Here is a 23,956-nt window from a genome sequence, read left to right on the forward strand (position 1 = left end):
CAGCCCACCCAAACGGAAGCAACCCTTTTGCTTCCGAAATTCATCAGCGGGCTTGCCTCTCCAGGAGCTGGCCGTTTCAAATACTGGAGCGTTTGTAATGTCTCAGAAGATCGCGCTCGTCACCGGTGCCATGGGCGGTCTCGGCACCGCCATCTGCCAGGCGCTGGCCAAGGACGGCTACCTCGTGGCGGCCAACTGCCTGCCGGGCTTCGAGCCGGCCGCCGCCTGGCTGGGCCAGCAGGAAGCCCTCGGCTTCAAGTTCTACGTGGCCGAGGGCGACGTTTCCGACTTCGAAAGCTGCAAGGCCATGGTCGCCAAGATCGAGGCCGATCTGGGCCCGGTGGACATCCTGGTGAACAACGCCGGCATCACCCGCGACAAGTTCTTCGCCAAGATGGACAAGGCCCAGTGGGAGGCGGTCATCGCCACCAACCTGAGCAGCCTGTTCAACGTCACCCAGCAGGTGTCGCCGAAGATGGCCGAGCGCGGCTGGGGCCGCATCATCAACATCTCCTCGGTGAACGGCGTGAAGGGTCAGGCCGGCCAGACCAACTACTCGGCCGCCAAGGCCGGCGTGATCGGCTTCACCAAGGCCCTGGCCGCCGAACTGGCGACCAAGGGCGTCACCGTCAACGCCATCGCGCCGGGCTACATCGGCACCGATATGGTCATGGCGATCCGCGAGGACATCCGTCAGGCCATCACCGACAGCGTTCCGATGAAGCGCCTGGGCCGTCCGGAGGAGATCGGCGGCGCGGTGTCCTACCTCGCGTCGGAGATCGCCGGCTACATCACCGGTTCGACCCTGAACATCAACGGCGGCCTGCACTACCAGTAAGTCGCCGGGTCGGCTGACGTTACCCTTTCCCGGTCCCCGCGCCCGGGAAAGGCCGATACGCCGCGCGGCGTGGTGCTGTTCGCCACGCCGCGCGCTGCGGCCATCCTTGGCTGGCGAAACGGCCAGCGGGGCCTTTCGCTCCTCGAACATACCCCTTTCCGGTAAAACGCCTGGAGGTTGAGCGGACCGTTCGCGCCCCGCGCATCCCTTTCGTGCCAGGGCTTCCGTAACGGGCAATCATCTGAAAAGTATACTCCCGCAGATTTGCTGTTGAATCCATTCGGGCGCCTGTATTCGCACCCGTCAGCGGCTATGCTCCCCGGCAACACGCAAGTTGCGTCCAGGGGGCACGCAGCGTTCGTCTTCCGGAATCAACAGACGTCGAGAACCTGCGCCGCGGGGCGTCGCCCCATGCAGGAAGGGAGGAAACGTGCCTGAAATCCCGCGAAGGAACACGCCGCCGGTGGGTGGCCATGCCGACAGGATGTCCGGGGCCGATTACGTCTATGGGATCGACATGGTGCGGTTCGCCGCGGCCTTGCTGGTCACCGGCTTCCACCTGACCTGGCGCGACCCCGCCGTCGCCGACGCGATGTGGTCGGGCTGGGCCGGGGTGCAGGTCTTCTTCGTGGTGTCGGGCTTCGTCATCGCGAATTCAGCCAACAACGCCACACCCATCGCCTTCATCCGGTCGCGGCTGCTGCGGCTCTATCCGGCGGCCTGGGTTTGCTCCATCCTGAGTCTCGTCGTTCTTCTGCTGATGCCGGAGCCGGACGCGAATCTCGCGCGGCGCTTCATCGCCTCCTTCGCGCTGGCGCCGGACGGCCCTTACATCGCGTCGGCCTATTGGACGCTGCCGGTGGAAATCGCCTTCTACGGCGCGGTGTTCCTCCTGCTGCTCAGCGGAAACTTCCACCGGCTGCCGCAGTTCGCCCTGGCGCTGGCCGCCGCCAGTTCGGCCTATCTAGCCGTCTACAGCCTGCACGTCTTCGGCGCCGTCAGCCTGCCGTTCCTGGAGTTCGAATACGGCATGCTGAACATGACGCTGCTGCGCCACGGCGTGTTCTTCGCGCTGGGGATCTTCCTCTGGCTGTGGTCGCGCGGCAAGCTGACGCGGACGGGCATGGCCGCGGCCCTGCTGGCCCTGGTCGCCGCACCGCTGGAGATCACCGCCCGGTCGGTGGAGTTCGTGGAGCGCTCGCCCGTTCCGCTGAACCTCGCCGACCTGTGGATGAACCCGCTGCTGATCTGGGGCCTGTCCATTCTCGCCATCGCCGCATCGGTGCGCTGGCGGGCGGACATCGCCACGCTGCCGCCGTCCGTCCTGTCCCTGCTGCGTCTGATCGGGCTCGCCACCTACCCGCTCTACCTGCTGCACGAGGTGGTCGGCGGTTCGGTCAAAGCGCTGGCGATGGAGGCCGGAGCCTCGTCCATGGCCGGGGCGGTGACGGGCGGAGCCATCTCCATCGCCGTGGCCCTTCTGGTCGCCGCCATTCTGGAACCGGCGGTGCGCGGCCGCCTGCGCCGTCTGCTGGACATCCCACAGGCCGCCTTCTCCGGCCGGCCCGCCTTCAGCACCCTCTACCGCTCCGGCGGAACCGTCTGAGGTCGGTATGACCGTTACCGAGAACGCTTCCAAAAAAACGATCGCCGTGAACTCCAGTGGAGAATCCCCAATGTACACCGACGCGCTTGGCGGCGATGTCCTGTGCCCCACGTCGTCCGTCGAGATCGACCGGGTCGACCGCAGCGGCTGGTACGCCATCCTGGATGGCTTCGACGACGCCAACATCTTCCAGACCTGGGATTATGGCCGAATCGCCCACGCCGGGCGCGAGCTGAGCCACCTCGTCGTGCGGCGCGACGGGCAACCGGTGGCTGCGGTCCAGGTGTTGCTGCGCCGCGTGCCGGGAATCGGCGGCCTGGCGCTGGTCATGTGGGGTCCGATGTGGCACCCGCGCGGCAAGGGGCCGGACCACGCCGCCCTGACGACCGCGCTCCACGCGCTGAAGGCGGAATACGCGGACCGGCGCGGCCTGCTGCTGCGCCTGCTGCCCCACGTCTCCCAGGAGGATGGCGAGGCGGTGACGGCGGCGCTCGGCACGCTGGGAATGCTGCCGCAGGAGCGGGCACCCTACCGCACCTTCATCACCGACCTGACGCCGGACGAGCCGGGCCTGCGTTCGAACCTGTCCCACCATTGGCGGCGCGGGCTGAACAAGGCCGAGCGGATGGGGATCGAAGTCGTCGAGGGCTCCCACACCGACCTGCTGGAAACCATCGACGACATCTTCGTGGAGACGCAGCGCCGCAAGGGCTTCAAGGCCTACGACAGCCGGACCTTCACCCGGATCAACGAGGCGCTGCCGACGCGGCACAAGATGCGCGCCTTCCTTGCCCTGCACGAGGGGCGGCCCGTGGCCGGCGTGGTCGTGTCGCTGTTCGGGACCACCGGGCAGATGCAGAACTCCGCCACGCTGGAGGCCGGTCTGCGGGTGAACGCCGCCTACCTGCTGCAATGGCGGGCGATGCTGTGGATCAAGGCCAACGGCGGCTTGCGCTACGATCTGCACGGGGTGAACGCCCAGACCAACCCCGGAGTCTACCAGTTCAAGCGCGGCCTTGCCGGTAAGAAGCCGGTCGAGACGCTCCACATCGGCACCTTCGAAACGCCCGGTCCCCTGCCCAGCCGCCTGCTGGTCCATGGCGGCGAATCGATGCGCGCCCTTTCCGTCCGCTGGAAGATGCAGGCCGTCGAGATGGCGAACCGGCTGCGCAATCGGAAGCCGGATCAGCCCGCTCCCGCCCCGGCTGACGACTTGGATGCTCCTGAAACCGCCGTTCTGGCCAAGGCGCCGACCGGCCAGGCGTGAAGCCGCCCCCACCGCCGTGCTAGGATCGGCCGGGAACGGAGGCCGATCCATGACCAGCATTCCCCTGATGATGCAGGAGGCCGCAACCGCCCCCGCGGCGGTGCGGCGCCTGCTGGACCACGACGCCGGGGCGGTGGCCGCCCTCGCCGACCGGCTGCGGGCCGTTCCGCCGCCCTTCGCGATGACCATCGCGCGGGGCAGCAGCGACCACGCCGCCGGCTACGCCCGCTACCTGTTCGAAACGGCGCTGGGACTGGTCACCGCCTCGGCGGCGCCCTCCGTGGTGACGGCCTACGGGGCGGAGCTGCGGGTGAAGGACGCCTTCGTCCTCGCCATCTCCCAATCGGGCCAGAGCCCCGACCTGTTGCGGGTCGCGGAGACGGCGCGGGCGGGCGGCGCCCTGACGGCGGCTCTGGTCAACGCGGCGGACTCGCCGCTGGCGGAGCGGGTCGCCCATCCCCTGCCTCTGCACGCCGGGCCGGAATTGAGCGTCGCCGCGACCAAGAGCTTCGTCGCCAGCCTCGCCGCCATCGCCCGCCTGACCGCCGTCTGGACCGCCGACGCGGCGCTTCTCGACGCCCTTCCACATCTGCCCGGGCGGCTGGAGCGGGCCGGCGCCGCGGACTGGTCGGCGGCGCAGCCGGTGCTGGAGGAGGTGCCGAGCCTGCTGATCGTCGCGCGCGGCCGCAGCTATCCCATCGCGCAGGAAATGGCGCTGAAGTTCAAGGAGACCGCCGCCACCCACGCCGAACCCTTCAGCGCGGCGGAGGTGATGCACGGCCCGATGGCCCTGGTGGAGCCGGGTTTTCCGGTGCTGGTCGTGGCGGTGCGGGACGAGACGCTGGACGGCGTGCTGGACAGCGCCCGCGCGCTGAAGCGGGCCGGCGCCCATCTGCTGGTCGCCTCCGCCGACGAGCGGGCGCTCGATCTGGCCGACACGCCCCTGCCGCTGCCGCCGCCGCTGCACCCGGCGCTGGACCCCATCGCGGCGATCCAGGCCTTCTACCCCTTCATGGCCCGGTTCGCGGTGGCGCGCGGCTTCGATCCCGACCGTCCCCGCCATTTGCGCAAGGTGACGAAAACGGTCTGAGAGTACCTCGAATTCGCGGTGATCATTTCGGCGCCGCCGCCACCCCCCGTTGACGCGCACGGACCGGCTCGCGCTACGCTTGCCGGAAACACGGCTCGGCAGCAAAAGGCGGGACAGCGGCATGACCAATGGAATCGGTGCGGACGACCTTCTGCGGTTCGAAAGTCTGGGCGACAATTGCGAGTTCGGCTTCGTCCTGCGCCGGCTGTCCTGCGAGGCGGGAAGCCTGTTCCGCTGGGCCTCGATGAAGCCCGACCAGCTTCTGGCGAAGCTGCGGGCGGGGTTCGCGGGCATGTACCGGTTCGAGAACCTGTCGCCGCTGCGCACCGGCATGGTGCTGGATTCCGCCTACGGCATCGGCTGGCACAGCGACATGAAGTCCGATGTGACCGGCGGGCGGTTGGTCTTCCGCGACGACGAGCCGACACGGCGCGCCCTGCACCGCCGGGAGATCCGCAAGATCCAGTATCTCCAGGCCAAGTTCACCGCACGGGCGGCGATGGGGGGAGTGATCTTCGTCGTGAAGTCGAATCCCGGCATCGCCCCGGCCACCATCGACGGGCTTTACGACGCGCTGGCCGCCCTGGCGGGCCACGACGACTTCGCCCTGCTGGAGGTGCAGGCGACGAACGACCCCGCCCGCATCGGCGGCGTGGAATGGCGGCGGCCCGGCCTGATGCGCGGCTATGTCACCCGCTTCGCCCCCTATCACCGGGCGGACGACATCGACGCGGCGGCGTGGTTCTCCGTCGTCCAGGGCGCGCTGCGCCTGTTCCCCTGCGGCGACTGGGCGAAGCGCCACGCCGCCCTGCGCATCGGCACTCCGGACGCGCTGGTGCAGCTCCGCTTTCCCCTCGGTCCGGACCAGGACATCAGCAAGCCCGTCATGGGCGATCTGCGCGCCGGGACCGTCCGCCTGCTGAACGGCAACAACTGGTGCCGCCCCTATGAGGGCCTGTTCCGCCTGCACGGCCCCGATCCGGAACATCCCGGCACGACGCTGCGCTGGACGGGGGTGCACGCGCCCGGCCCCTTCCATCTCGGTGCCACCCTGCGCTGCCCCTTGCGCGACTCCGTCCCGCTCCGCGTCGTCGCGACCATCGCCACGGTGGATGGGGCGACGTTGGCCGAGGAGCGGTTCGAGGTGCGTCCCGGCCGGGCAACCGACCTCGTGCTGGACGCGCCCGCAGCGAAGAGTGCCCTGGCCATCGAATTGACCGTGAACGCCGTGCGTCCTCTGGCCGAGGGGGAGCGCGCCGTGCTGGACTTGTCGCCGCCGGCCCTGCACCCGGAGCAGGTTCCCGCCGTCACCCTGCCGCCCGCTTCGGCGAAGGCCGCGTGAAACGGCTCCACCGCGCGGGATGGGCCGGGGTCGCCGCGCTGCTGGCATTCCTGGCCATCCCGGCGCAGGGCGAAGCGGCCATCGGGCCACGCACGCTGCCGCCCTATCCGGACTGGCTGATGCGGCGCATGGAAACGCTACGGCAACAGGACCCGAAGGCGATGCTGCTGGGGGATTCCCTGATCGCCGGCTGGCCGCCCGACCTTGCCCGCCGTCTGTTCGATGCCGAGCCGATGAATTTCGGGGCCGGTGGGGACACGACGGGAAACCTGCTCTGGCGGGTGCGGCAGTCCTTCGGGCTGGGCATGGGGCTGGAGTCCGCGCTGATCCTGATCGGAACGAACGACCTGCCGAAGCGCTCCGCCGTGGAGATCGCCGCTTCCATCGAGACCATCGCAACGGACGTGAGGCGCTTCGCCCCCGGCGCCTGCGTCACGCTGCTCACCCTGCTCCCCCGGCGCGACGGCAACGCCGCCTTCGCCGAGCGCATCGCGGAGGTGAACTGGCGGCTGGCCGCCCTTGCCGGCCCCGGCCTGCGCGTTGTGGACGCCCATGGTCCGCTGCGCGACGCCTGTCCGGCGGAGGGCGCCTGCCCGCTCTACAAGGACCCGGTGCATCCGACGCGCGCGGGCTACGAGCGGCTGACCGCCGCCATCGGCAAGGCCGCCTGCTAGAAAGTTGCCAGAAAGATGTCGAAGCCGGCGGGGCTTCGGGATATCTAGGGGCCATGACCAGCGACACCGCCGCCGCCGACCGTACCGGCACCGATTTCGAGATCTTCATCGTCACCGCGCCGGGCCTGGAATCGGTGCTCTGCGAGGAGGTGAAGGCCAAGGGCTTCCGCGACGCCACCGCCATCAAGGGCGGCGTCACCGTCCGCGGCGGCTGGCCGGAGGTCTGGCGGGCGAACCTGGAGCTGCGCGGGGCGACCCGCGTGTTGGCCCGCGTCGCCTCCTTCCGCGCCTTCCACCTCGCCCAACTCGACAAGCGGGCGCGCCGGGTGCCCTGGGCCGAGTTCCTGCGCCCCGATGTGCCGGTCCGCGTCGAGGCGTCCTGCAAGGGCTCGCGCATCTACCATGCCGGGGCCACCGCCCAGCGCATCGAGCGCGCCATCACCGAAGAACTCGGCGCCCCCATCTCCGCCGAGGCCGAGGTCTCCATCAAGGCCCGCATCGACGACGACCTGTGCACCATCAGCGTCGACGCGTCGGGCGAGTCCCTGCACAAGCGCGGCCACAAGGAGGAAATCCACAAGGCCCCGCTGCGCGAGACGCTGGCCGCCCTGTTCCTGCGGCATTGCGGCTTCGACGGGACGGAGCCGGTGGTCGATCCGATGTGCGGGTCCGGCACCTTCGTGATCGAGGCGGCGGAGATCGCCGCTGGCCTGCACCCCGGACGCAGCCGCCGCTTCGCCTTCGAACGGCTCGCCTCCTTCGACGACGCAGCGTGGCAGGCGATGCGTTCGGCGGGTGGTGTGGGCGCCGCGCCCGCCGTCCGCTTCCACGGCAGCGACCGCGACGGCGGAGCCATCGCCATGAGCCGCGCCAACGCGGAACGCGCGGGCGTCGCCGCTTTGACGGATTTCCAGAAGCACGCGGTCAGCGACCTGATGCCGCCGGAGGGACCGCCGGGCCTCGTCATCGTCAACCCGCCCTACGGCGCGCGGATCGGCGAGAAGAAGCCGCTGTTCGCCCTCTACGGCGCGCTGGGGCAAACCCTGCTGTCGCGCTTTCCCGGCTGGCGGGTCGGGCTGGTCACCAACGAGGCGTCGCTCGCCCAGGCCACCGGCCTGCCTTTCCTGCCGAACGGCCCGTCGGTGTCGCACGGCGGCCTGCGGGTGACGCTGCACAGCACCGCAGCACTTCCCTGACCCCCTTCACGCCCCCATCTGCAAAGCCATGCCCAACCGCACCGCCCCCCGTCTGCACGCCTCGGCCTGCCCGCACGATTGCCCCTCCACCTGCGCGCTGGAGGTCGAGGTCCTGGATGAGCGCCGCATCGGGCGCATCCGCGGGGCCGCGGACAACAGCTACACCGCCGGGGTGATCTGCGCGAAGGTCGCCCGCTACGCCGAGCGGGTGCACCATCCCGACCGGCTGACCCAACCGCTGCGCCGCACCGGCCCCAAGGGCTCCGGCCAGTTCGAGCCGATCTCCTGGGAGGAGGCGCTGGACATCGTCGCCGACCGCTTCCTGGAGGCGGAACGGCGGCACGGTCCGGAGACGGTGTGGCCTTACTACTACGCGGGCACCATGGGGTTGGTGCAGCGCGATGGCATCAACCGGCTGCGCCACGCCCGGCGCTGGTCGGGCTTCTTCGCCACCATCTGCACCAACCCGGCCTGGGCCGGCTGGCTCGCTGGCGCCGGCAAACTGGCCGGGGCCGACCCGCGGGAGATGGCGAAGTCCGACCTCGTGGTGATCTGGGGCACCAACGCGGTGTCCACCCAAGTCAACGTGATGACCCACGCGGTCCGCGCCCGGAAGGAGCGCGGGGCGAAGATCGCCGTGGTGGACGTCTACCGCACCCCGACCATGGAGCAGGCGGACATCCCCCTGCTGATCCGTCCGGGCAGCGACGGGGCGCTGGCCTGCGCGGTGATGCATGTGCTGTTCCGCGACGGTCTGGCCGACCGCGCCTATCTCGCCAGCCACGCCGATGACCCCGCCGGGCTGGAGGCGCATCTCGCCAGCCGGACGCCGGAGTGGGCTGAATCCATCACCGGCCTGCCGGCGGCGGAGATCGAGGCCTTCGCCCGGCTGGTCGGGCGGACGCCGCGCAGCTATTTCCGGCTGGGCTACGGCTTCACCCGCTCTCGCAACGGGGCGGTGAACATGCACGCCGCCTCCTGCATCCCGGTGGTCAGCGGCGCCTGGAAGGTCGAGGGCGGCGGCGCCTTCCATTCCAACAGCGGCATCTACGGCTGGAACAAGACGCTGATCGAGGGGCTGGACCTGCGCGACCCGACCGTGCGGATGCTCGACCAGTCGCGGATCGGCCCGATCCTGGAGGGCGATCCGGACGCGCTGGCCGGCGGCCCGCCGGTGACGGCGCTGCTGATCCAGAACACCAACCCGGTGACCATCGCCCCCGATCAGGCCCGCGTGCGGCGCGGCTTCGCCCGCGACGACCTGTTCGTTTGCGTGCACGAGCAGTTCATGACCGAGACGGCGCGCATGGCCGACATCGTACTGCCCGCCACCATGTTCCTGGAGCATGACGATCTCTATCAGGCCGGCGGCAACCAGCACATCCTGTTCGGCCCGAAGCTGGTCGATCCGCCCGGCGCGTGCCGCCCCAACCACGCGGTCATCGGGGAATTGGCGCGGCGGCTGGGCAGCGACTCCCACCCCGGCTTCGCCATGACCGAGCGGGAGCTGATCGACGCCACGCTGCGCGCGTCCGGCCACGGCACGCTGGACACGCTGGAGGCGGCGCGCTTCCTCGACGTTCAGCCGGATTTCGAAACGGCGCATTTCGTGAAGGGCTTCCGCTGGCCGGACGGCAAGTTCCGGCTGAAGCCGGACTGGCCCAAGGTGCCCTACGCCGCCCCGTCCACCTTCGGCCCGGTGGAGTCGATGCCCGGCTTCCCCGACCATTGGGCGGTGACGGAGGAGGCCGACGAGGCGCATCCCTTCCGGCTGGTCACCGCGCCGGCCCGCAACTTCCTGAACAGCAGCTTCACCGAAACCCCGACCTCCGCGGGGCGGGAGCGCCGCCCGAGCCTGATGCTGCACCCGGATGACGCGGCGGCGCTGGGAATCGCGGAGGGCGACCGGGTGGAGGCCGCCAACGGGCGCGGCTCCGTCCTTCTGCACGCCCGTCTGTTCGACGGGGTGCGCCGGGGCGTGGTCATCGCCGAATCCATCTGGCCCAACGCCGCGCACGAGGGCGGGCACGGCATCAACAGCCTGACCGGCGCCGACCCGGTGGCCCCCTTCGGCGGCGCCGCCTTCCACGACAGCCATGTGCGCGTGCGGAAGGCGGCGTCTTCCGATTAATCAGCCCATTTGGGCGGCGGAAGGGAGCGGAAGGCCTCGCGGAGCGCCTGGGACCAGCCGTCGCTGATCTCCTTGAAGCAGGGATCGTCCTCGCCGATCCGCCGCCGCGTCTCCAGCTTCAGCGAATCGCGGCGGTAGGCGATCAGGTCGAGCGGCAGCCCGACCGTCAGGTTGGAGCGCAGCGTGCTGTCCATCGAGATCAGCACCAGCTTCATCCCATCCTCGATCGGCGTGTCGTAGTTCAGCGCCCGGTCGAGGATCGGCTTGCCGTACTTGTGCTCCCCGATCTGGAAGAAGGCGGTGTCGGCGGTCGCCTCGATGAAGTTGCCGGCGGCGTAGACGTGGAACAGCCGCACCCGGTCCCCATGGATCTGGCCGCCCAGGATGATGGACAGGTCGAAATCCACCCGCTGTTCCTTCAGCGCGTTGCCGTCCCGTTTCCACACCTGACGGACGGCGGCGCCGACGAGCTGAGCCGCCTGGAACATGCCGGTCACGTTGGAGATGGTCCGGATTTCCCCGTCCAGCTCCACGCCTTCCTGGATCAGCGCGACCACCGACTGGGTCAGCGACAGGTTGCCCGCGGTCATCAGGGCGATCATGCGGTCGCCCGGCTCCTCGAAGACATGCATCTTGCTGAAGATGGAGATGTGGTCCACGCCCGCGTTGGTGCGCGTGTCCGACAGCATCACCAGACCGTCCTTCAGATACAGGGCGACGCAATAGGTCATGGCCCGTCCTCTCCCCTCCCAGCGAAGCCGGCCCGCTCCCACGAAAAAGGGCGGCTCGCCGGCCGCCCCACTGTATGCCGAATAAGTCGGCATTCCGCAAACCCGTCGCACGGAACGGGACATCATGTCCCGCCCCGCGCGCCGCGAGGGTCAGCGCTGCTGACCGCCTTTCTCGTCCTGGTCGCGGTCCATGTCCTGCCGCTGCCGGTTCGCCTGATCCTGCCCCTGTTGCCGATTCTTCGGATTGTCCTGGGTCTGCTGCCCCTGCTTCCGCTCGTCCTGGCTGCCCATCTGATTCGGGTTCCGTTCGTCGGCCATGGTGCGTTCCTCCAGTTGGTCGGTTCCGATGCCCGGCGGGCACGACGTGAACCAAGGCGTCGATGGTACGCGGTCGGCACCGGCCGATCCTATGGCGGCGGGAGGCTATGTCCCGATTCGCATGGAACCCGGAGGCGCCAGCGCAAGGTCATAGGCTAAAATACATACATCCCCCGCCGCCGTGCCCATTGACATCATGCGGGTACGTATGGTCTATCTTTCGTAGCGCTGCGAACAGCGTCAGGCCGGAGTCTAGGGAGGACTCGGTAGTCCGTGAAAGCAGGGGCGCGCCGCACAAAAACAAAGGCGCGCAGTCATTGCAACACGCTGCATGCCTCAGGCCCCTGCACCCCCGCAGGGCTTTGACGGCGGCAGCGTGTTTCACTTTTGGGGCCTCGGTTTCCACCAGACATTGCGCGCTTCCCGGTTGCGGCGCAAACAAGAAAATGGCCGCCAGGATTGCTCCGGCGGCCACAAGTCTAGGGAGGAAACGCCAAGAAGGCGTCAGTGACACTAATATATTCCGCAGCGCAGCATAACTCAAGCCTCAATCGGGGTACTCATCCCGCGCCCATCGGCTCCGCTCCGGTTGGCGTCCCTCGCCCCAGAACCGCCGGCTGACGCAAGGGCTGGATGGGTGAAGGATTTTTCACCACGAAGACACGAAGGACACAAAGGGCGCGCTTGCTCTTGCAAGCACCCAGACGGGTCATCCGCAGCGGCACGGTCGCCCCGTCGCGGCCCAAGGACGCGCCGGCCGGCGTCCGCGGAGGGCAAGGCCCCTCACGGACGCACGAACTGCTTCCCCGCGGTCCGCAAACCCAGCGCGTCGTGCAGCGACGCGGCCAGCGTGCGGGCCACGCAGTCGTAGCCGAAGTCGTTCTGGTGGATGCCGTCCGGCCCGATCAGATCGCTTAGGGCGGACTGCCGGGTCTCCACCCACTGGCGCATGACCGCGTAGCGGTGGAACAGGCCCACGCCCTCCTCCTCCGCCACGCGGGCGATGCGGGCCTCCATCTCCTCGTGCCGGGGTTTGGCCAGCATGGCCGGTGCGTACTGAAGGTCCATCAGAACCACATCCAGACCGGCGTCCTTCAGGGTCCGCACGCCGCTTCGGATCACGTCCTCCGCCGCGCCGGGATCGTCGCCGCGCAGCACCGTGTTGGCCGCCACCTGCCAGATCACCAGATCGGGGGCGTGATCCAGCACGTCGCGCCGGAAGCGCTTCAGCATGTCGCCCCCGGTTTCCCCGTTGACGCCCTTGTTCAGGACGGTCAGGGCGACGCCGGGATAGCGCGCGCCCAGATGCTCGGCCAGCCGCGCCGGATAGCTGCTCTCCGGCGCGCTGGCCCCCGCCCCGGCGGTGGAGGAGGAGCCGATGGCGACGATGCGGAGCGGTCCGCCCGCGGCCAGCGCCCGCGCGGCGCGCGGCAGCGGCGCGGTGAGGTCCGCGGTTTGCACCGACACGGCGCAGGACGCCGCCTTCACCGGATCGGGCTTGGCCGCCACGCCGGCGAGAAAGGGAAGGAGGAGGAACAAAGCGGCGGAAGGAACGGCGGCCCACCGGCCACGGGTCCGGGGGGCTCGGTTGCCGATCACGGAGCGGGTCTCCCGGCGCGGTCCAGCATGGCGGTCACGGTTCCGGCCAGGATGCCGCCCAGGCAGCGGTGTACGAACTGGTAGGCTTGCAGCTTTTCCTCCTTCGAATCCGGGGCGAAGCCGACGCGCCCGTCCTCGAACCAATGCCGCATCATCTCGAAACGGGGGAAATGGAACACGCCGCTGTTCTGCGACACCCATTCCACATAATCCAGGTAGGGCTGGAAAGTGATAAGTTGTGTCGTCTGCGGGCTGTACTGCATGTCCATCAGGATCACGTCGGCGCCGCGCCCCCGCGCCTCCGCGATGCCGCGGTCCAGCGCCTCCCCGAAGCTGTCCGGATCGATGTTCCTCATGGCGTCCGCCGTCCCGACCTGCCAGATCAGGAGGGACGCGGAGGAGGAGGCCAGTTCCCGGTTCAGGATCGGCAGCATCTCCTGCGCGATGGCCCCCGGCGCGTTGCGGACCGTCACGCTCACCTTACTGTCGGGCAGCCGGGCCGCCAAATCCTTCTCCAGCAGCACGGGATAGCTGCCGTCGGACCGCGAACCGGCCGAATTCAGCACCAGGATGGGCAGGCCGCCGCCGCGCTTCAGCCGCTCCCAGGCCCGCGGCAGGGTGCCGTCGACGGTGTAGACGGTTTCCGGAACCGCGCAGGGATCGGCGGGGGGCTCCGCCGCCGCGCGCGCCGTCGTGGCGGCGCCGGTCAGGCCCGCAAGGACGGCCAGGGTCAAGACGGTCGCGCGCTTCATGCGCTCGGGTCCTTGGCTGGGGTCAACGGCGCGGCGGATGCCGCGGTCGGGGCGGACGCCGCTTGGCGCGGCGGCCGTCCGGCGGACTGATACCAGGTCAGCACCCGCGCGGCGGCCACCATCACGGCGATGCCGGCGAGTGTGACCGAAAACTGGGCCAAAAGCGAGGCGGACCAGTGATTCAGCACCGTCTGGCCCGCGAAGGACAGGAATATGCCCAGGCAGAAGACCTGGAGCGACTGCCGGCCGCACAGGATCACCGGCTCCAGCGCCCGCCAGCGCAGCCACGCGCTGTCGAACCGCGCGAACTGGAGCACGACATAGGCCAGCGCGCAGAAATGCGCCAGCCGCATCAGGTCGAGGTCGGTCTTGCTGATCGGGTAGAGGATCTCCGCCAGTCCCATCGGCATCAGCGCGGCCAGCGGGGCGATCTGCCAGGAGATCACCAGAAGAAGCGACGCGAAGAGATAGCTCCCGGCCAACCACAGCAGGGCGGGCCGCGGTCTGGTCAGCGCCTCCGCCACGCCGGGCAGCCGCTGCATGGTGGCACCCAGCACGAACAGGAGCTGCCAGGCGAAGGGGTTGAAGAACCAGACGCCGCCGTCCGGGTAGGTCGGCAGGTTCCAGCGGAAGCCGCGCGCCGCGGCGTAGAGCGTGACCGACCCGGCCAGCAGCGCCAGCGGCCAGCGCCGCAGCACCGGAAGCAGCAGCGGAAAGGACAGCAGCAGCACGATGTAGAGCGGCAGGATGTCCAGGTTGGCCGGGCGGAACTTCAGCGCCAGCGCCTGCACCAGCGACACCGCGGGATCGGCGAAGAAGCCGGCGATTCCCATTTCCTCGGTGAACAGCGGGTTGTCGAAGACCCGCGCGGTGTAGGCGACCTGCGCCGTGAAGGCGATGAACAGGAACAGATAGGCGATGTAGAGCGTCCAGCAGCGGTCCAGAACCTTCGCCGCCGCGAACCGCCAGCCATGCTGGTCCAGCACCCGAGAATAGACCAGCGCCGACGTGTAGCCGGAGATGAAGACGAACACCTCGGTCGCGTCGCTGAGACCGAAATTGCGCATCGTCACCCAGGCGATCTGGTTGCCCGGGATGTGGTCCACGAAGATGAACCAAAGGGCCAACCCGCGGAAGAAGTCCAACCGAAGATCGCGCATTCCGCCCGCCGCCACCGCCTTGTCCCGCTCTGGTTTCGCGTGCGGCGCACCGTGGCACGGCGTCCCCCTCTTGGCAATCGGCTCGGCGACAGGGGCACCGTCGGGGCACCGGGGCGAACGCCCCATGCGGAAGGCGACGTGTTGTGCTATGAACCCGCACAACCGATTTTGCCTCTGCCGCACCACGCCGCAGCCGGCCAAGCGAAGGAACCGTGATGGCGACAATCGAAGAAGCGCTCGGCATCGCGATCGATCACCATGCATCCGGTCGCCTGGCCGAGGCCGAGGTCATCTACAGCCGCATCCTCGACGCCGACCCGCGAAACGCGCCGGCCCTGCATCTGGCGGGGGTGCTGGCCTGCCAGACGAACCGCCTCGGCACCGCGCTCGACCGGCTGGGACTTGCGGTCGGGGAGGCTCCCGGGACCGCCGCATACCGCATCGACCACGCCAAGGCGCTGATCGCCGCCGAACGGTGGAGCGCCGCGGCGGCGGCGGCGCGCCCGGCCCTGGCGCTGGCCCCCGACGCCGCCGAGCCCTGGTACCTCCTGGCCCTGGCCGAGCATCACACCGGCGGCACGGATGCCGCCGTCGCGGCGCTGGAGCACGCCTGCGCCCTGGCCCCCGAGCGAAGCGACACGAGCGGGCGGCTTGCCCTGCTCTACCAGCAGCGCGGGCAGGGCCATCTGCGGCAGTCCCGCCAGACCCTGGCCCTGGCGGACTTCCGGCGCGCCTCCTCGCTGCTTCCGGCGGACGCCGAGCTGCGCTTCCAGCTCGCCACCGCGCTGCTCGATTCCAACCGCTTCGGCGAGGCGGTCGCCATGTACCGGCGGGCGCTGAGCCTCGACCCGGCAGGGGACCGCGCCCTGCACAATCTGGGGGTCGCCTTGACCAGAAGCGGCCGGACGGAGGAGGCGATGACCGCCCTGCGCCGCGCCGCCCATCTCGACTCCAGCCACACCGCCGCGCGCGACGCCCTTGCCCTCGCGCTGAATCCTCCCGGCCTCCGCGAGGACGAGGACGAGGCCGTGCCGCCGGACACCGATGGCGGCGATCCGGCGGCGGGGCCGTCGGATTTCCCTCCGGCGGTGGTGTTCCTGCCGGCCCGGCCCGACCGGCCCATGCTGGCCGAACGGCCCAGCCGCCACGGGCTGATGCGTTTCTTCCCGAAGGATGCCTATGTCGGGCGCTCCCTGGCGCTCTACGGCGAATATTCGGACGAGGAGCATCGCCTCGCCGCGATGCTTGTGAAGGCCGGCGACGTGGTGGTGGAGGCCGGGTCCAACATCGGCGCCCACACCGTTCCGCTGGCCCGCACGGTCGGCCCCACCGGGCTGGTCCACGCCTTCGAGCCGCAGCGCGCGGTGCATGAGCTTCTGGCGCACAACCTCGCCGCCAACGGGCTCGGCAACGTCGTCCTGCACCGGGCGGCGGTCGGCAACGCGCCCGGCCAAGTCACCGTGCCGGTCCCCGACTATGGCCGGCCCGGCAACTTCGGCGCCGTCACCATGGGAGCCATCACCGGCGAGACGGTGCCGATCGAGACCATCGACGGTCTCGGCCTGGATCGGCTGGCTCTGCTGAAGGCCGATGTGGAGGGCATGGAAACGCTGGTCATCGAGGGCGCCGCCCACAGCATCGCCCGCTTCCGCCCGGCGCTTTATCTGGAGAACGACCGGGAGGAGCATTCCGCCGACCTGATCGCCATGCTCCAGGACACCGGCTACCGGCTGTGGTGGCACATCGTGCCGATCTACAACCCCGCTAATTATGCGGGCAATCGATACAACGCCTTTCCCAACGTGGTGTCGCTGAATCTGCTGGGCCTGCCGGAAGGACGCCCTTGCCCCCTGCCGAACCTGCCGCCGGTCACAGGACCCGGCCAGTCCTGGCGCGAGGTCCCCTGGAAACCCTGATGCCTTTGCCTGCGCATTCGGCAGAATGACCGAGGCCGGTGCGGCGGTGAAATCTTAGGCATATTCGGCGGGCAGCCGGCCCGGTGACGCGCCGCGCCCGCAAGACGCCTTTCGGACGAACACCAGGGTCGGACCAACAGCAGGCTATGCGGGAAATCGGGGCCGGGCACCTCCACACCTTCCGCCGGGTGACCCTGCCGAGCATCCGAAACGCTCTCGCCGCCGACCACGGGCTGGTCGAGCGCACCATTGGCATGCGAACGGCTTTCCGCTAGCCTGCCCCTCTGTCCGTCCCGCAAAGCATGAAGCTCCACCCGCATCCCCTTCCACCCGCATCCCCTTTGCGGGCACCCCGGGCGCCACGTCCACCGCATGCAACGAAATCCCCCCGGCCCTCGGCCCGTCCCTTTCCCTGTGGAGTCCGTATGAACGTCTGGTTGCTGCCTCTGATCGCCATGGCGGCGGTTCAGGCGTTCGTCGGACTGTGTCTGTTCGCCATTCCGGTGATCGCGCCGCAGGCGGCGCCCGACCTTGGGGTCGATCCGGGGCTTCTCGGGCTTTACACCGCTGTCGTCTTCACCGCCGCCATCCCCGCGTCGCTGGCGGCGGGCGGTCTGATTCGGCGCTGGGGGGCGATCCGCACCTGTCAGGTCTGTCTGCTCGCCGCCGCCGCGGCCGCCCTGCTGTCCGCCACCGCCGTTCCCGCCGCCTTCCTGCTGGGCGCGCTGGCGCTGGGCTTCGCCTTCGGGCCGGAGACGCCGGCCAGCACGCAGCTCCTGTCCCGGCTCACGCCTCCGGAAAAGCGCCCGCTGGTCTTCTCCCTGCGCCAGACCGGCAACCAGTATGGCGGCATGGCGGCGGGCTTCGTGGTGCCGCTGCTGGTTCTGTCCTTCGGCTGGCAGGCCAGCCTGCTGGCCGTGGCCGGGGCCACCGCCGTTCTGGCGCTGCTGCTGGAGCCGCTGGCCCGCCGCCACGATGGCGACGACCGCTCCGCCCCCCGGCCTGCGGGGCGCGGCGGGCTGAAACCCGCGCTGGATCTGGTCGCCGGGGAGCCGGCGCTGCGGCGGCTTGCCATGGCGGTCTGCGCCTTCTCGGCCATGCAGCTTTGCCTGAACGGCTTCCTGGTCAGTTTCGCGGTAACCGGCCTGGGCTGGAGCTTGCCGCTGGCCGGGACGGCGCTGGCGGTGGCGCAGGGATTCGGGCTGGCGGGACGGATCGGCTGGGGCCTCGTGGCGACCCGCTGGGCACCGCCGCGCGTGATCCTGGCCGCATTGGGCATCGCCATGAGCGCCGCCGCCGCCCTGATCGCGCTGGCCTCTCCCGGCTGGCCGGTGCCCGCCGTCCTGGCGGTCTGCGCCGCCTTCGGCCTGTCGGCCAGCGGCTGGAACGGCCTGTTCGTGGCGGAGGTCGCCCGCCTCGCCCCGCCGGGCCGGGCGGGCGAGGCCACAGGCGGCATGCTTGCCATCGCCTACGCCGGGCTGGTCGCCGGTCCGGCCCTGTTCAGCCTTCTGGTCGCCGGAGGCTTCGGCTATCCCGCCGGTTACCTGACCGTCGCCGCAGCCACGCTGGCCGGGACCGCCGCCCTGGTCATCCCCCTTCCCCGCGTAATCGCCGCCGCCGCCGAGGACACGCCATGAGGCCACCTGTGGTTACACGGCCCCAACCCTGTGACAGCTTTTCTGTAGAGGCCGGGGACCGGCGATTGGGATAGATCGGACAGCCTGTTCCACTCACCAACGTATTCTGGCAATCTTCGCCCGCTGAAGTGCCGAGTAAGGAGATAAGGGTGAAGACCAACGAGCCGGACCAGCGGCCTGGATGGTCGGCGCGTCGGTTGTCGATTCTTTTCCTTTTGGTTGCAGTACCGCTGATCGCTTTCGAGATATACAGCATCCTGGAATTGAGAAAGTCCCGTGAAGCGGAAATTCGCCAGGAGTCGATGCAGCTTTTGGATCAAGTCGAATCCGAACAACAGCGCATCGCTGAAGACATCGAACACGTTCTGATTGCTCTTACCGAGATGGGCGCCGGACGGCTTTCCCCGGAAGCCTGCAGGGACACGCTTTCCCGGATCAAGGCGAAGTTTCCCCCGTATCTGGCCCTGAGCGTCAGTGACCGCAGCGGAATCATATGGTGCTCCACCGAACCGCAGGCGCACGGCCAGTCGGTCGCCGACCGCGAGTATTGGCAGAAGGCTCTGGCCACCGGGCAGCACACCAACGGGGCCACCCTGATGTCCCGCACCACCGGACGCCCCTCCATTCCCTTCGCGCTGGCCTACCCGGACGAAACGGGAAGAACGGCGGGGGTCATGACGGTGTTGCTCGACACCACATGGCTGAACCTGTTCCTGAGCGCGAAGAGCCTGCCGGACGACGCGGAGGTGCTGATCGCCGACCGGTCGGGCATCGTCCTGGCGCACCAGCCCGAAGCTCCGGAAGCCATTGGCGGTCCACTGCCCGAACCCTACCGGTCGCTTCTGGAGCACGGCGAACGCCGGGTGGCCGAGGGGCCGGGTCCCGATGGGCGGATGCGGATCACCGCGGTGTCGCCGCTGGCCGCCGGGGTCTCCAGCCTGTATGTCCAGGTCAGCCTGGACAAGGACCGGGCCATGCAATCCGTCAACGCGGCGACGCAGCGCACGCTCTTCATCTTCGCCGGGCTTCTGCTGATCGCCGGGATGGTCGCGGGATGGAGCCTGTGGCGCTTCCTGCGCGCCCATGAACAGGCGCGGAGCAACGCCCTGCGCATGGCGGCGGTGCTCGGCAGCACGGTGGACGGCGTGATCGAGCTGGACCGCGACTGGCGCTTCACCTACCTGAACGACAAGGCGGTCAGCCTGATCGCCCAGGGCCGCGACCTGCGCGGGCAGTCCCTGTGGGACGCCTTTCCGGAGCTGGTGGACACGCCGCTGTGGCAGAAGGCCCACCGGGCGATGGCCGAGCAGATGCCCACCGACGCCGAATTCCGCGGCGCGCGCACCGGGCGGTGGTTCTGGATGCGGGCCTTTCCCAAGGCGGACGGGCTTTCCGTCTACCTGTTGGACATCACCCGGCGGCGGCAGGCCGAGGACGATCTGCGCAAGAGCAAGGACCGGCTGAGCCTTGCGCTGGAATCCGCCATGGCCGGCACCTTCGACTGGGATCTGACGAAGGATCAGGGCCACTGGTCGGAGGAAACCTACCGCATCTTCGGCCTCGACCCCGCCGCGCACGAAGCGAGCAGCACGCTCTGGCAATCGGTCGTCCATCCCGACGACTTCGACCTCGCCACCTTGAGGGCGCAGTCGGACATGATCACCGAACGGCGCTCCCACGTCCGGCTGGAATACCGGATCATCCAGCCCGGCGGCGCCATCCGCTGGGTCTCGTCGATCGGGCGCGTCGTCTATGGCGTCGACGGCACGCCCCTGCATTTCAGCGGCCTGAACCTGGACATCACCGAACGCAAGGCGCTCGAGGAAGCCCTGCGCCGCAGCGAGGAGCGGCTGACCATCGCGCTGACCGCATCGGAAGCCGGCATCTGGGATTTCGACCTTCGCGACCGGACGCTGGCCTGGTCGGAGGGAATGTACCGCCTGTACGGCGTCAACCCGGACAGCTTCACCCCCGGCGAGAGCAGCTTCTACGACCTGATCCATCCGGAGGACCGGGACGCGGTGCGCCGCTTCACCAACGACGTTCTGGAGGCCCGGCGGTCCGACTACCGCGGGGAATTCCGCATTCTGCACCCGCGCGACGGCGTCCGCTGGATCATGGCGATCGGTCGCCCCGTCTACGAGAACAGGCGCCTCGTCCGGCTGAGCGGCCTGAACATCGACATCACCGCGCGCAAGGCGATGGAGCAGGCCCTGCGTGATGCCAAGGCCAAGGCCGACGAGGCCAACATCTCCAAATCGAAGTTCCTGGCCGCGGCCAGCCACGACCTGCGTCAGCCGCTGCAATCCGCCCTGCTGTTCGCCGGGGTCCTGCACCGCCACATCGATCCCGACAAGGGTCTCAGCCCTCTCGCCTCGCTGGAGCGCGCGCTGGAGACGCTGAAGAACCTGCTGGACAGTCTGCTGGACGTGTCGCGCCTGGATGCCGGAGTCATCACTCCCCAGATCGCCGCGCTGCCCCTCCGCCCGCTGCTGGAGGAGATCGAGGCGGCCTATGCCCCCATCGCCTCCAGCAAGGGCCTGGAGTTCGCCGTCGACCTGCCCGCCGTGGATCTGGCCGTGCGCAGCGATAGGCTGCTGTTGGGCCGGATGCTCCGCAACCTCGTGGAGAACGCCATCCGCTACACCGAGGAAGGCCATGTCCGCGTGTCCTGCGAGGCGCCGGACGGCGTCGTCCGCATCGCGGTGCGGGACAGCGGCATCGGCATCTCGACCGAGCATCTGACCAAGGTCTTCGAGGAGTTCCATCAGGTCGGCAACCCGGAGCGCGACCGCAGCCAGGGCCTCGGCCTCGGGCTGGCGATCGTGCAGCGCCTGTCCCGGCTGCTCGGCCACCCGGTGATGGTCCGCTCCGAACCGGCCGAGGGGTCGGTCTTCTCCATCGACGCGCCGCGCGCCGCCGCACCGGAGCCCTCCCTGTCGGCTCCCGAGCCCGCCGCCGAGCCGTCCGGCGACGGGCGGCTGGCCGTGCTGGTCGAGGACGACGTGATCGTCCTGATGGGTCTGCGGACGACCTTTCAGGAGTGGGGGTATCAGGTGGTGATCGCCGGTTCCGCCGAACAGGCGCTGGAACGGCTGCGCGGATCGGGCCGCCGCCCGGACCTGATCGTCGCCGATTACCGCCTGCGCAACGGGCGGGTGGGGACGGAAGCCATCACGCAGATCCGCGAGCTGGTGGGATCGCCGGTTCCCGCCATCGTCCTGACCGGCGAGATCGGCACCGATTGCGACCATGACGCGGCGGAACTCGGGCTGGCCGTGGTGCGCAAGCCGATCACGCCGCGCCAGCTTCAAAGCGCCGTCCAGGACGTTCTGAGCCAGCCCCTGTTGAACCAGGCCGGGGACTGAGCGCTCCGCCACCGGAAGGCTGCCACGGTGGACAAAAAGCGGATCAGCCTTGACGGGGCAGTGGCGCTGCCCCATCTTGTGCACTGCAACATAACAATAAGCCCTTTCCCGAGGGGGAGACGCCTTCTCAATCCTTTGAGGAGGTCCCTTATGAACACGCTTTCGCTCTTCGCTTCCGCCCTTCCCTCCGAACGCGACATGCAACTCATCCGCCGCAAGGCCGCGAGACTGCGTGCGGATCATGTCCGGTCCCTGCTGAACCGGCTGGCCACGGCGCTGACGGGTCGCGGGTTGAGGGTGGACGAGCGCCCCCTTTCATTCCTGACGCATCGCCCCTGACACATCGGCGTTAACGCGCGGATTCAGGGTCTGCCCGGCGGCGATCCGCGAAAGCGGCACCGCGCGGGCCGGTTGTTCTTCGGTTGGAGTTGTAAGATGCTGAAACGAGCGGTCGCCCTGGGCGGCTTCGGTGGATTCAACCTGCACGGCGCGGGCGTGCTGACGGCGCTCGACCGCCTGGAGCGGATGCCCGACCTGTTCACGGTGACCTCCGGGCAAATCGTCGTGCTGGCCGCGTGGCTGCGCGGCGAGGACGTCCGCCGCCTGCTCATCGAACACAAGGGGGCGTCCGGCGGACTGATCCAGACCTGGCAGACCGCGATGTTCGGGCACAAGGGCGTGTTCCGCCCCGTGCTGGGCGAACATGCGCGCCGCTGGCTGGACGTGCCGCTGTCGCCCTCAGCCGTGCTGGAGCGGCTGATGCCGGCCCGGCAATACGCCCCGGTGCGCGACCGCGACACGGTGGCCGAGATCGCCCGCACCTTGAACGAGGCCGAGGTCGGGGTCGTCTTCAACACCTACGATTTCCGGTCCGGCAACGGGCTGCTCCACGGCAACGCCGCGGCCCGCCGCCTGATGGCCGGCGAGGTCGGGCTGGAGGACATCACCGCGGAGGCGGTGGAAAGCGCCCTGTGGCTCTATCTCTACGGCTTCGAGGAAGCCCCGGGCGGGCTGATCGACGGCGCCTATCACCGAAGCATCGTCCTGTCGGAACTGCACGGCTTCGACGAGGTGACGGTGGCCGCGCCCTTCCCCGTCTCCTGGATCGGGCCGGTGCCGCGCAACCAGCTCGAAGTGGAGAACTGGAAGATCCGCCAGTGGTTCGCCAACTCCTACAAGGCGGAGGTCGCGCGCCTGCGCCGGGTGATCGAGCTGATGGAGCGCGGCACGCTGAACGATCCGGCCTACCGCATCCGCTCCCTGACCGAGCTGCCGCTGCGCCGCCACTACGGATACTTCGACTACTTCACCGAAAAGGCGGAGGTGTTCGACGACGCCCTGGCCCAGGCGCTCGACCATTTCGGCGGCGGCCCGGCGCACGAGCAGCGGCGCGCCGGCTGACCGGGTGAGGGAAAGGCCCGGGCACGGGTGGCCGGAAGCGCGTCTCGTCTGTTCTTCCTTCCATGGCAGGCGAATATGACGGACCATCGTGCCCGGCGTTCAAAGCCTGGAAACGGATTGGAGGTGGCATGGATGCGCTGAACCGGGCGGCGGAGGCCCGCCGTCAGGCCGGACTGGAAATCCAGGCACTGGCCGAGGATTTCGAACAAAGCGACGAGGCCGCCTTCCTGCGGATGCGCATCATCAGTTGGGTTGTGGCGGGAGTGGTGACGCTGGTCCTGCTCGTGCTGCTGATCGCCGGAGCCGACTGGCGCTACCTTCTGGGATTCTGGGTGGTGATCGTCGGCTTCACCGGGATCGGCTACGCGGTTTCCGTCCGCCGCCAGCGGCAGCAGACCGCAAGGCTGCGCGCCCTGGCGACCCGCTGGCTGACGGGCGAAACGGTCCCGCCGGTATGACGGTGTTGGCGTAAAGGAGGAAGGCGGGTCAGGAGGCGCGCGAGCCGCGGCGCTTGCGGCGGCGCTGGAAGCTCTGGATGCGCTCGATCACCTCGCCCATTTCCGCCGCCTCCTCCACCTCGCCGAGATGCAGGAGGACGCGGATGTAGGTGTCGATCAGGCCGAGAACGGCCTCCTCGTCGGTCACGCCGTAGGCCGCCTGGCCCAGGGCGTCGACGATCAGGGTCCCGCTGTCGGCCAGCGCCTCGGCCACCTCGTTGATGGCCCGGTCAAGCGCTGCGTCGTCCCCATCCGGCGCTTCCAGCACCGGGTCGAGGATGTCGGGAAAGGAAAGCCGGTCGGCGGGATAGCCAGCCATGGGGCAACTCTCCGAAAGAAAACGGGGCCGCTGGACCGGCCCCTGATGCGCGCGAATGGAGGGCGAACTCCCCCTTCTCGTGGTTTGCGGTGCCCGCTGATGCCGATGGCCGCG

Annotated in this window: 20 protein-coding genes; 14 read left to right on the forward strand and 6 right to left on the reverse strand. The window is 69.3% G+C overall.

The window, feature by feature from the left end; translation table 11 throughout:
• Positions 1 to 97: 97 nt before the first annotated feature.
• The 8 genes from phbB (at position 98) to DS843_RS14815 (ending at position 10,144) form a co-directional block, all read left to right on the forward strand.
• On the forward strand, positions 98 to 838 hold the full coding sequence (gene phbB / locus DS843_RS14780; protein ID WP_149469653.1) for a beta-ketoacyl-ACP reductase: 741 nt from the start codon (positions 98 to 100) through the stop codon (positions 836 to 838).
• 430 nt (positions 839 to 1,268) lie between these two features.
• On the forward strand, positions 1,269 to 2,444 hold the full coding sequence (locus DS843_RS14785) for an acyltransferase family protein (protein ID WP_149469654.1): 1,176 nt from the start codon (positions 1,269 to 1,271) through the stop codon (positions 2,442 to 2,444).
• 70 nt (positions 2,445 to 2,514) lie between these two features.
• A complete protein-coding gene (locus DS843_RS14790) occupies positions 2,515 to 3,711 on the forward strand; it encodes a lipid II:glycine glycyltransferase FemX (RefSeq protein WP_149469655.1) in 1,197 nt (398 codons plus the stop codon).
• 49 nt (positions 3,712 to 3,760) lie between these two features.
• A complete protein-coding gene (locus tag DS843_RS14795) occupies positions 3,761 to 4,801 on the forward strand; it encodes an SIS domain-containing protein (protein WP_149469656.1) in 1,041 nt (346 codons plus the stop codon).
• Between the two features lie 121 nt (positions 4,802 to 4,922).
• Positions 4,923 to 6,143 carry a DUF1796 family putative cysteine peptidase gene (locus DS843_RS14800; protein WP_149469657.1) on the forward strand — a complete coding sequence of 407 codons (1,221 nt, stop codon included), beginning with the start codon at positions 4,923 to 4,925 and terminating at the stop codon, positions 6,141 to 6,143.
• Positions 6,140 to 6,817, forward strand: coding sequence for a GDSL-type esterase/lipase family protein (locus DS843_RS14805; RefSeq protein WP_149469658.1), 678 nt, complete (start codon positions 6,140 to 6,142; stop codon positions 6,815 to 6,817). Before DS843_RS14800 ends, DS843_RS14805 begins: the two co-directional genes overlap by 4 nt.
• A gap of 53 nt (positions 6,818 to 6,870) precedes the next feature.
• Positions 6,871 to 8,013 carry a THUMP domain-containing class I SAM-dependent RNA methyltransferase gene (locus DS843_RS14810; RefSeq protein WP_149469659.1) on the forward strand — a complete coding sequence of 381 codons (1,143 nt, stop codon included), beginning with the start codon at positions 6,871 to 6,873 and terminating at the stop codon, positions 8,011 to 8,013.
• A 28-nt stretch (positions 8,014 to 8,041) separates the two neighbouring features.
• On the forward strand, positions 8,042 to 10,144 hold the full coding sequence (locus DS843_RS14815; protein ID WP_149469660.1) for a molybdopterin-containing oxidoreductase family protein: 2,103 nt from the start codon (positions 8,042 to 8,044) through the stop codon (positions 10,142 to 10,144).
• On the opposite strand, the gene DS843_RS14820 is transcribed toward DS843_RS14815, so the two are convergent.
• The 5 genes from DS843_RS14820 to DS843_RS14840 form a co-directional block, all read right to left on the reverse strand.
• Entirely contained in the window at positions 10,141 to 10,875 is a 735-nt protein-coding gene (locus DS843_RS14820; RefSeq protein ID WP_149469661.1) for a proteasome-type protease, read from the reverse strand. The two genes, DS843_RS14815 and DS843_RS14820, sit on opposite strands and share 4 nt — an antisense overlap.
• Before the next feature lie 150 nt (positions 10,876 to 11,025).
• On the reverse strand, positions 11,026 to 11,193 hold the full coding sequence (locus tag DS843_RS31205) for a hypothetical protein (protein WP_167525314.1): 168 nt from the start codon (positions 11,191 to 11,193) through the stop codon (positions 11,026 to 11,028).
• 783 nt (positions 11,194 to 11,976) lie between these two features.
• Positions 11,977 to 12,792, reverse strand: a complete 816-nt coding sequence (locus tag DS843_RS14830) for an SGNH/GDSL hydrolase family protein (protein ID WP_149469662.1) — start codon at positions 12,790 to 12,792, stop codon at positions 11,977 to 11,979.
• Entirely contained in the window at positions 12,789 to 13,544 is a 756-nt protein-coding gene (locus DS843_RS14835) for an SGNH/GDSL hydrolase family protein (protein WP_149469663.1), read from the reverse strand. Before DS843_RS14835 ends, DS843_RS14830 begins: the two co-directional genes overlap by 4 nt.
• A complete protein-coding gene (locus DS843_RS14840; protein WP_149469664.1) occupies positions 13,541 to 14,704 on the reverse strand; it encodes an OpgC family protein in 1,164 nt (387 codons plus the stop codon). Before DS843_RS14840 ends, DS843_RS14835 begins: the two co-directional genes overlap by 4 nt.
• A 215-nt stretch (positions 14,705 to 14,919) precedes the next feature.
• On the opposite strand from DS843_RS14840, the gene DS843_RS14845 reads away from it, so the two are divergent.
• The 6 genes from DS843_RS14845 (at position 14,920) to DS843_RS14870 (ending at position 23,484) form a co-directional block, all read left to right on the forward strand.
• Positions 14,920 to 16,620: a protein arginine N-methyltransferase gene (locus tag DS843_RS14845; protein WP_149469665.1), complete on the forward strand. Its 1,701-nt coding sequence runs from the start codon at positions 14,920 to 14,922 to the stop codon at positions 16,618 to 16,620.
• Positions 16,621 to 17,045: 425 nt separating this feature from the next.
• Complete coding sequence (locus tag DS843_RS14850; protein ID WP_149469666.1) at positions 17,046 to 18,257, forward strand: MFS transporter; 1,212 nt, start codon at positions 17,046 to 17,048, stop codon at positions 18,255 to 18,257.
• Positions 18,258 to 18,559: 302 nt separating this feature from the next.
• The gene (locus DS843_RS14855; protein WP_149469667.1) at positions 18,560 to 21,625 is read left to right on the forward strand and encodes a PAS domain-containing protein; all 3,066 of its coding nucleotides are present in this window, start codon (positions 18,560 to 18,562) and stop codon (positions 21,623 to 21,625) included.
• 150 nt (positions 21,626 to 21,775) lie between these two features.
• The gene (locus DS843_RS14860; protein WP_149469668.1) at positions 21,776 to 21,964 is read left to right on the forward strand and encodes a hypothetical protein; all 189 of its coding nucleotides are present in this window, start codon (positions 21,776 to 21,778) and stop codon (positions 21,962 to 21,964) included.
• 96 nt (positions 21,965 to 22,060) lie between these two features.
• Complete coding sequence (locus DS843_RS14865) at positions 22,061 to 23,026, forward strand: hypothetical protein (RefSeq protein ID WP_149469669.1); 966 nt, start codon at positions 22,061 to 22,063, stop codon at positions 23,024 to 23,026.
• Positions 23,027 to 23,154: 128 nt separating this feature from the next.
• Positions 23,155 to 23,484 (forward strand): hypothetical protein, encoded by a 330-nt coding sequence (locus DS843_RS14870; protein ID WP_149469670.1) that lies wholly within the window; start codon positions 23,155 to 23,157, stop codon positions 23,482 to 23,484.
• 28 nt (positions 23,485 to 23,512) lie between these two features.
• Here DS843_RS14870 and DS843_RS14875 read toward each other — a convergent pair whose 3' ends face one another.
• On the reverse strand, positions 23,513 to 23,842 hold the full coding sequence (locus DS843_RS14875) for a hypothetical protein (protein ID WP_149469671.1): 330 nt from the start codon (positions 23,840 to 23,842) through the stop codon (positions 23,513 to 23,515).
• Positions 23,843 to 23,956 lie beyond the last annotated feature (114 nt).

It is taken from the genome of Roseomonas genomospecies 6 (assembly GCF_008365375.1).
In the GTDB taxonomy this organism is placed as follows: Bacteria; Pseudomonadota; Alphaproteobacteria; order Azospirillales; family Azospirillaceae; genus Azospirillum.

Bases quoted from the DNA above. Each gene is read 5' to 3' on its own strand.
- DS843_RS14795 (WP_149469656.1), top strand. From the start codon at position 3,761: ATGACCAGCATTCCCCTGATGATGCAGGAGGCCGCAACCGCCCCCGCG.
- DS843_RS14840 (WP_149469664.1), bottom strand. From the start codon at position 14,704: ATGCGCGATCTTCGGTTGGACTTCTTCCGCGGGTTGGCCCTTTGGTTC.
- DS843_RS14820 (WP_149469661.1), bottom strand. From the start codon at position 10,875: ATGACCTATTGCGTCGCCCTGTATCTGAAGGACGGTCTGGTGATGCTG.
- DS843_RS14835 (WP_149469663.1), bottom strand. From the start codon at position 13,544: ATGAAGCGCGCGACCGTCTTGACCCTGGCCGTCCTTGCGGGCCTGACC.
- DS843_RS14860 (WP_149469668.1), top strand. From the start codon at position 21,776: ATGAACACGCTTTCGCTCTTCGCTTCCGCCCTTCCCTCCGAACGCGAC.
- DS843_RS14810 (WP_149469659.1), top strand. From the start codon at position 6,871: ATGACCAGCGACACCGCCGCCGCCGACCGTACCGGCACCGATTTCGAG.
- DS843_RS14855 (WP_149469667.1), top strand. From the start codon at position 18,560: ATGCAGCTTTTGGATCAAGTCGAATCCGAACAACAGCGCATCGCTGAA.
- phbB (WP_149469653.1), top strand. From the start codon at position 98: ATGTCTCAGAAGATCGCGCTCGTCACCGGTGCCATGGGCGGTCTCGGC.
- DS843_RS14845 (WP_149469665.1), top strand. From the start codon at position 14,920: ATGGCGACAATCGAAGAAGCGCTCGGCATCGCGATCGATCACCATGCA.
- DS843_RS14850 (WP_149469666.1), top strand. From the start codon at position 17,046: ATGAACGTCTGGTTGCTGCCTCTGATCGCCATGGCGGCGGTTCAGGCG.
- DS843_RS14790 (WP_149469655.1), top strand. From the start codon at position 2,515: ATGTACACCGACGCGCTTGGCGGCGATGTCCTGTGCCCCACGTCGTCC.
- DS843_RS31205 (WP_167525314.1), bottom strand. From the start codon at position 11,193: ATGGCCGACGAACGGAACCCGAATCAGATGGGCAGCCAGGACGAGCGG.
- DS843_RS14875 (WP_149469671.1), bottom strand. From the start codon at position 23,842: ATGGCTGGCTATCCCGCCGACCGGCTTTCCTTTCCCGACATCCTCGAC.
- DS843_RS14870 (WP_149469670.1), top strand. From the start codon at position 23,155: ATGGATGCGCTGAACCGGGCGGCGGAGGCCCGCCGTCAGGCCGGACTG.
- DS843_RS14800 (WP_149469657.1), top strand. From the start codon at position 4,923: ATGACCAATGGAATCGGTGCGGACGACCTTCTGCGGTTCGAAAGTCTG.
- DS843_RS14865 (WP_149469669.1), top strand. From the start codon at position 22,061: ATGCTGAAACGAGCGGTCGCCCTGGGCGGCTTCGGTGGATTCAACCTG.
- DS843_RS14815 (WP_149469660.1), top strand. From the start codon at position 8,042: ATGCCCAACCGCACCGCCCCCCGTCTGCACGCCTCGGCCTGCCCGCAC.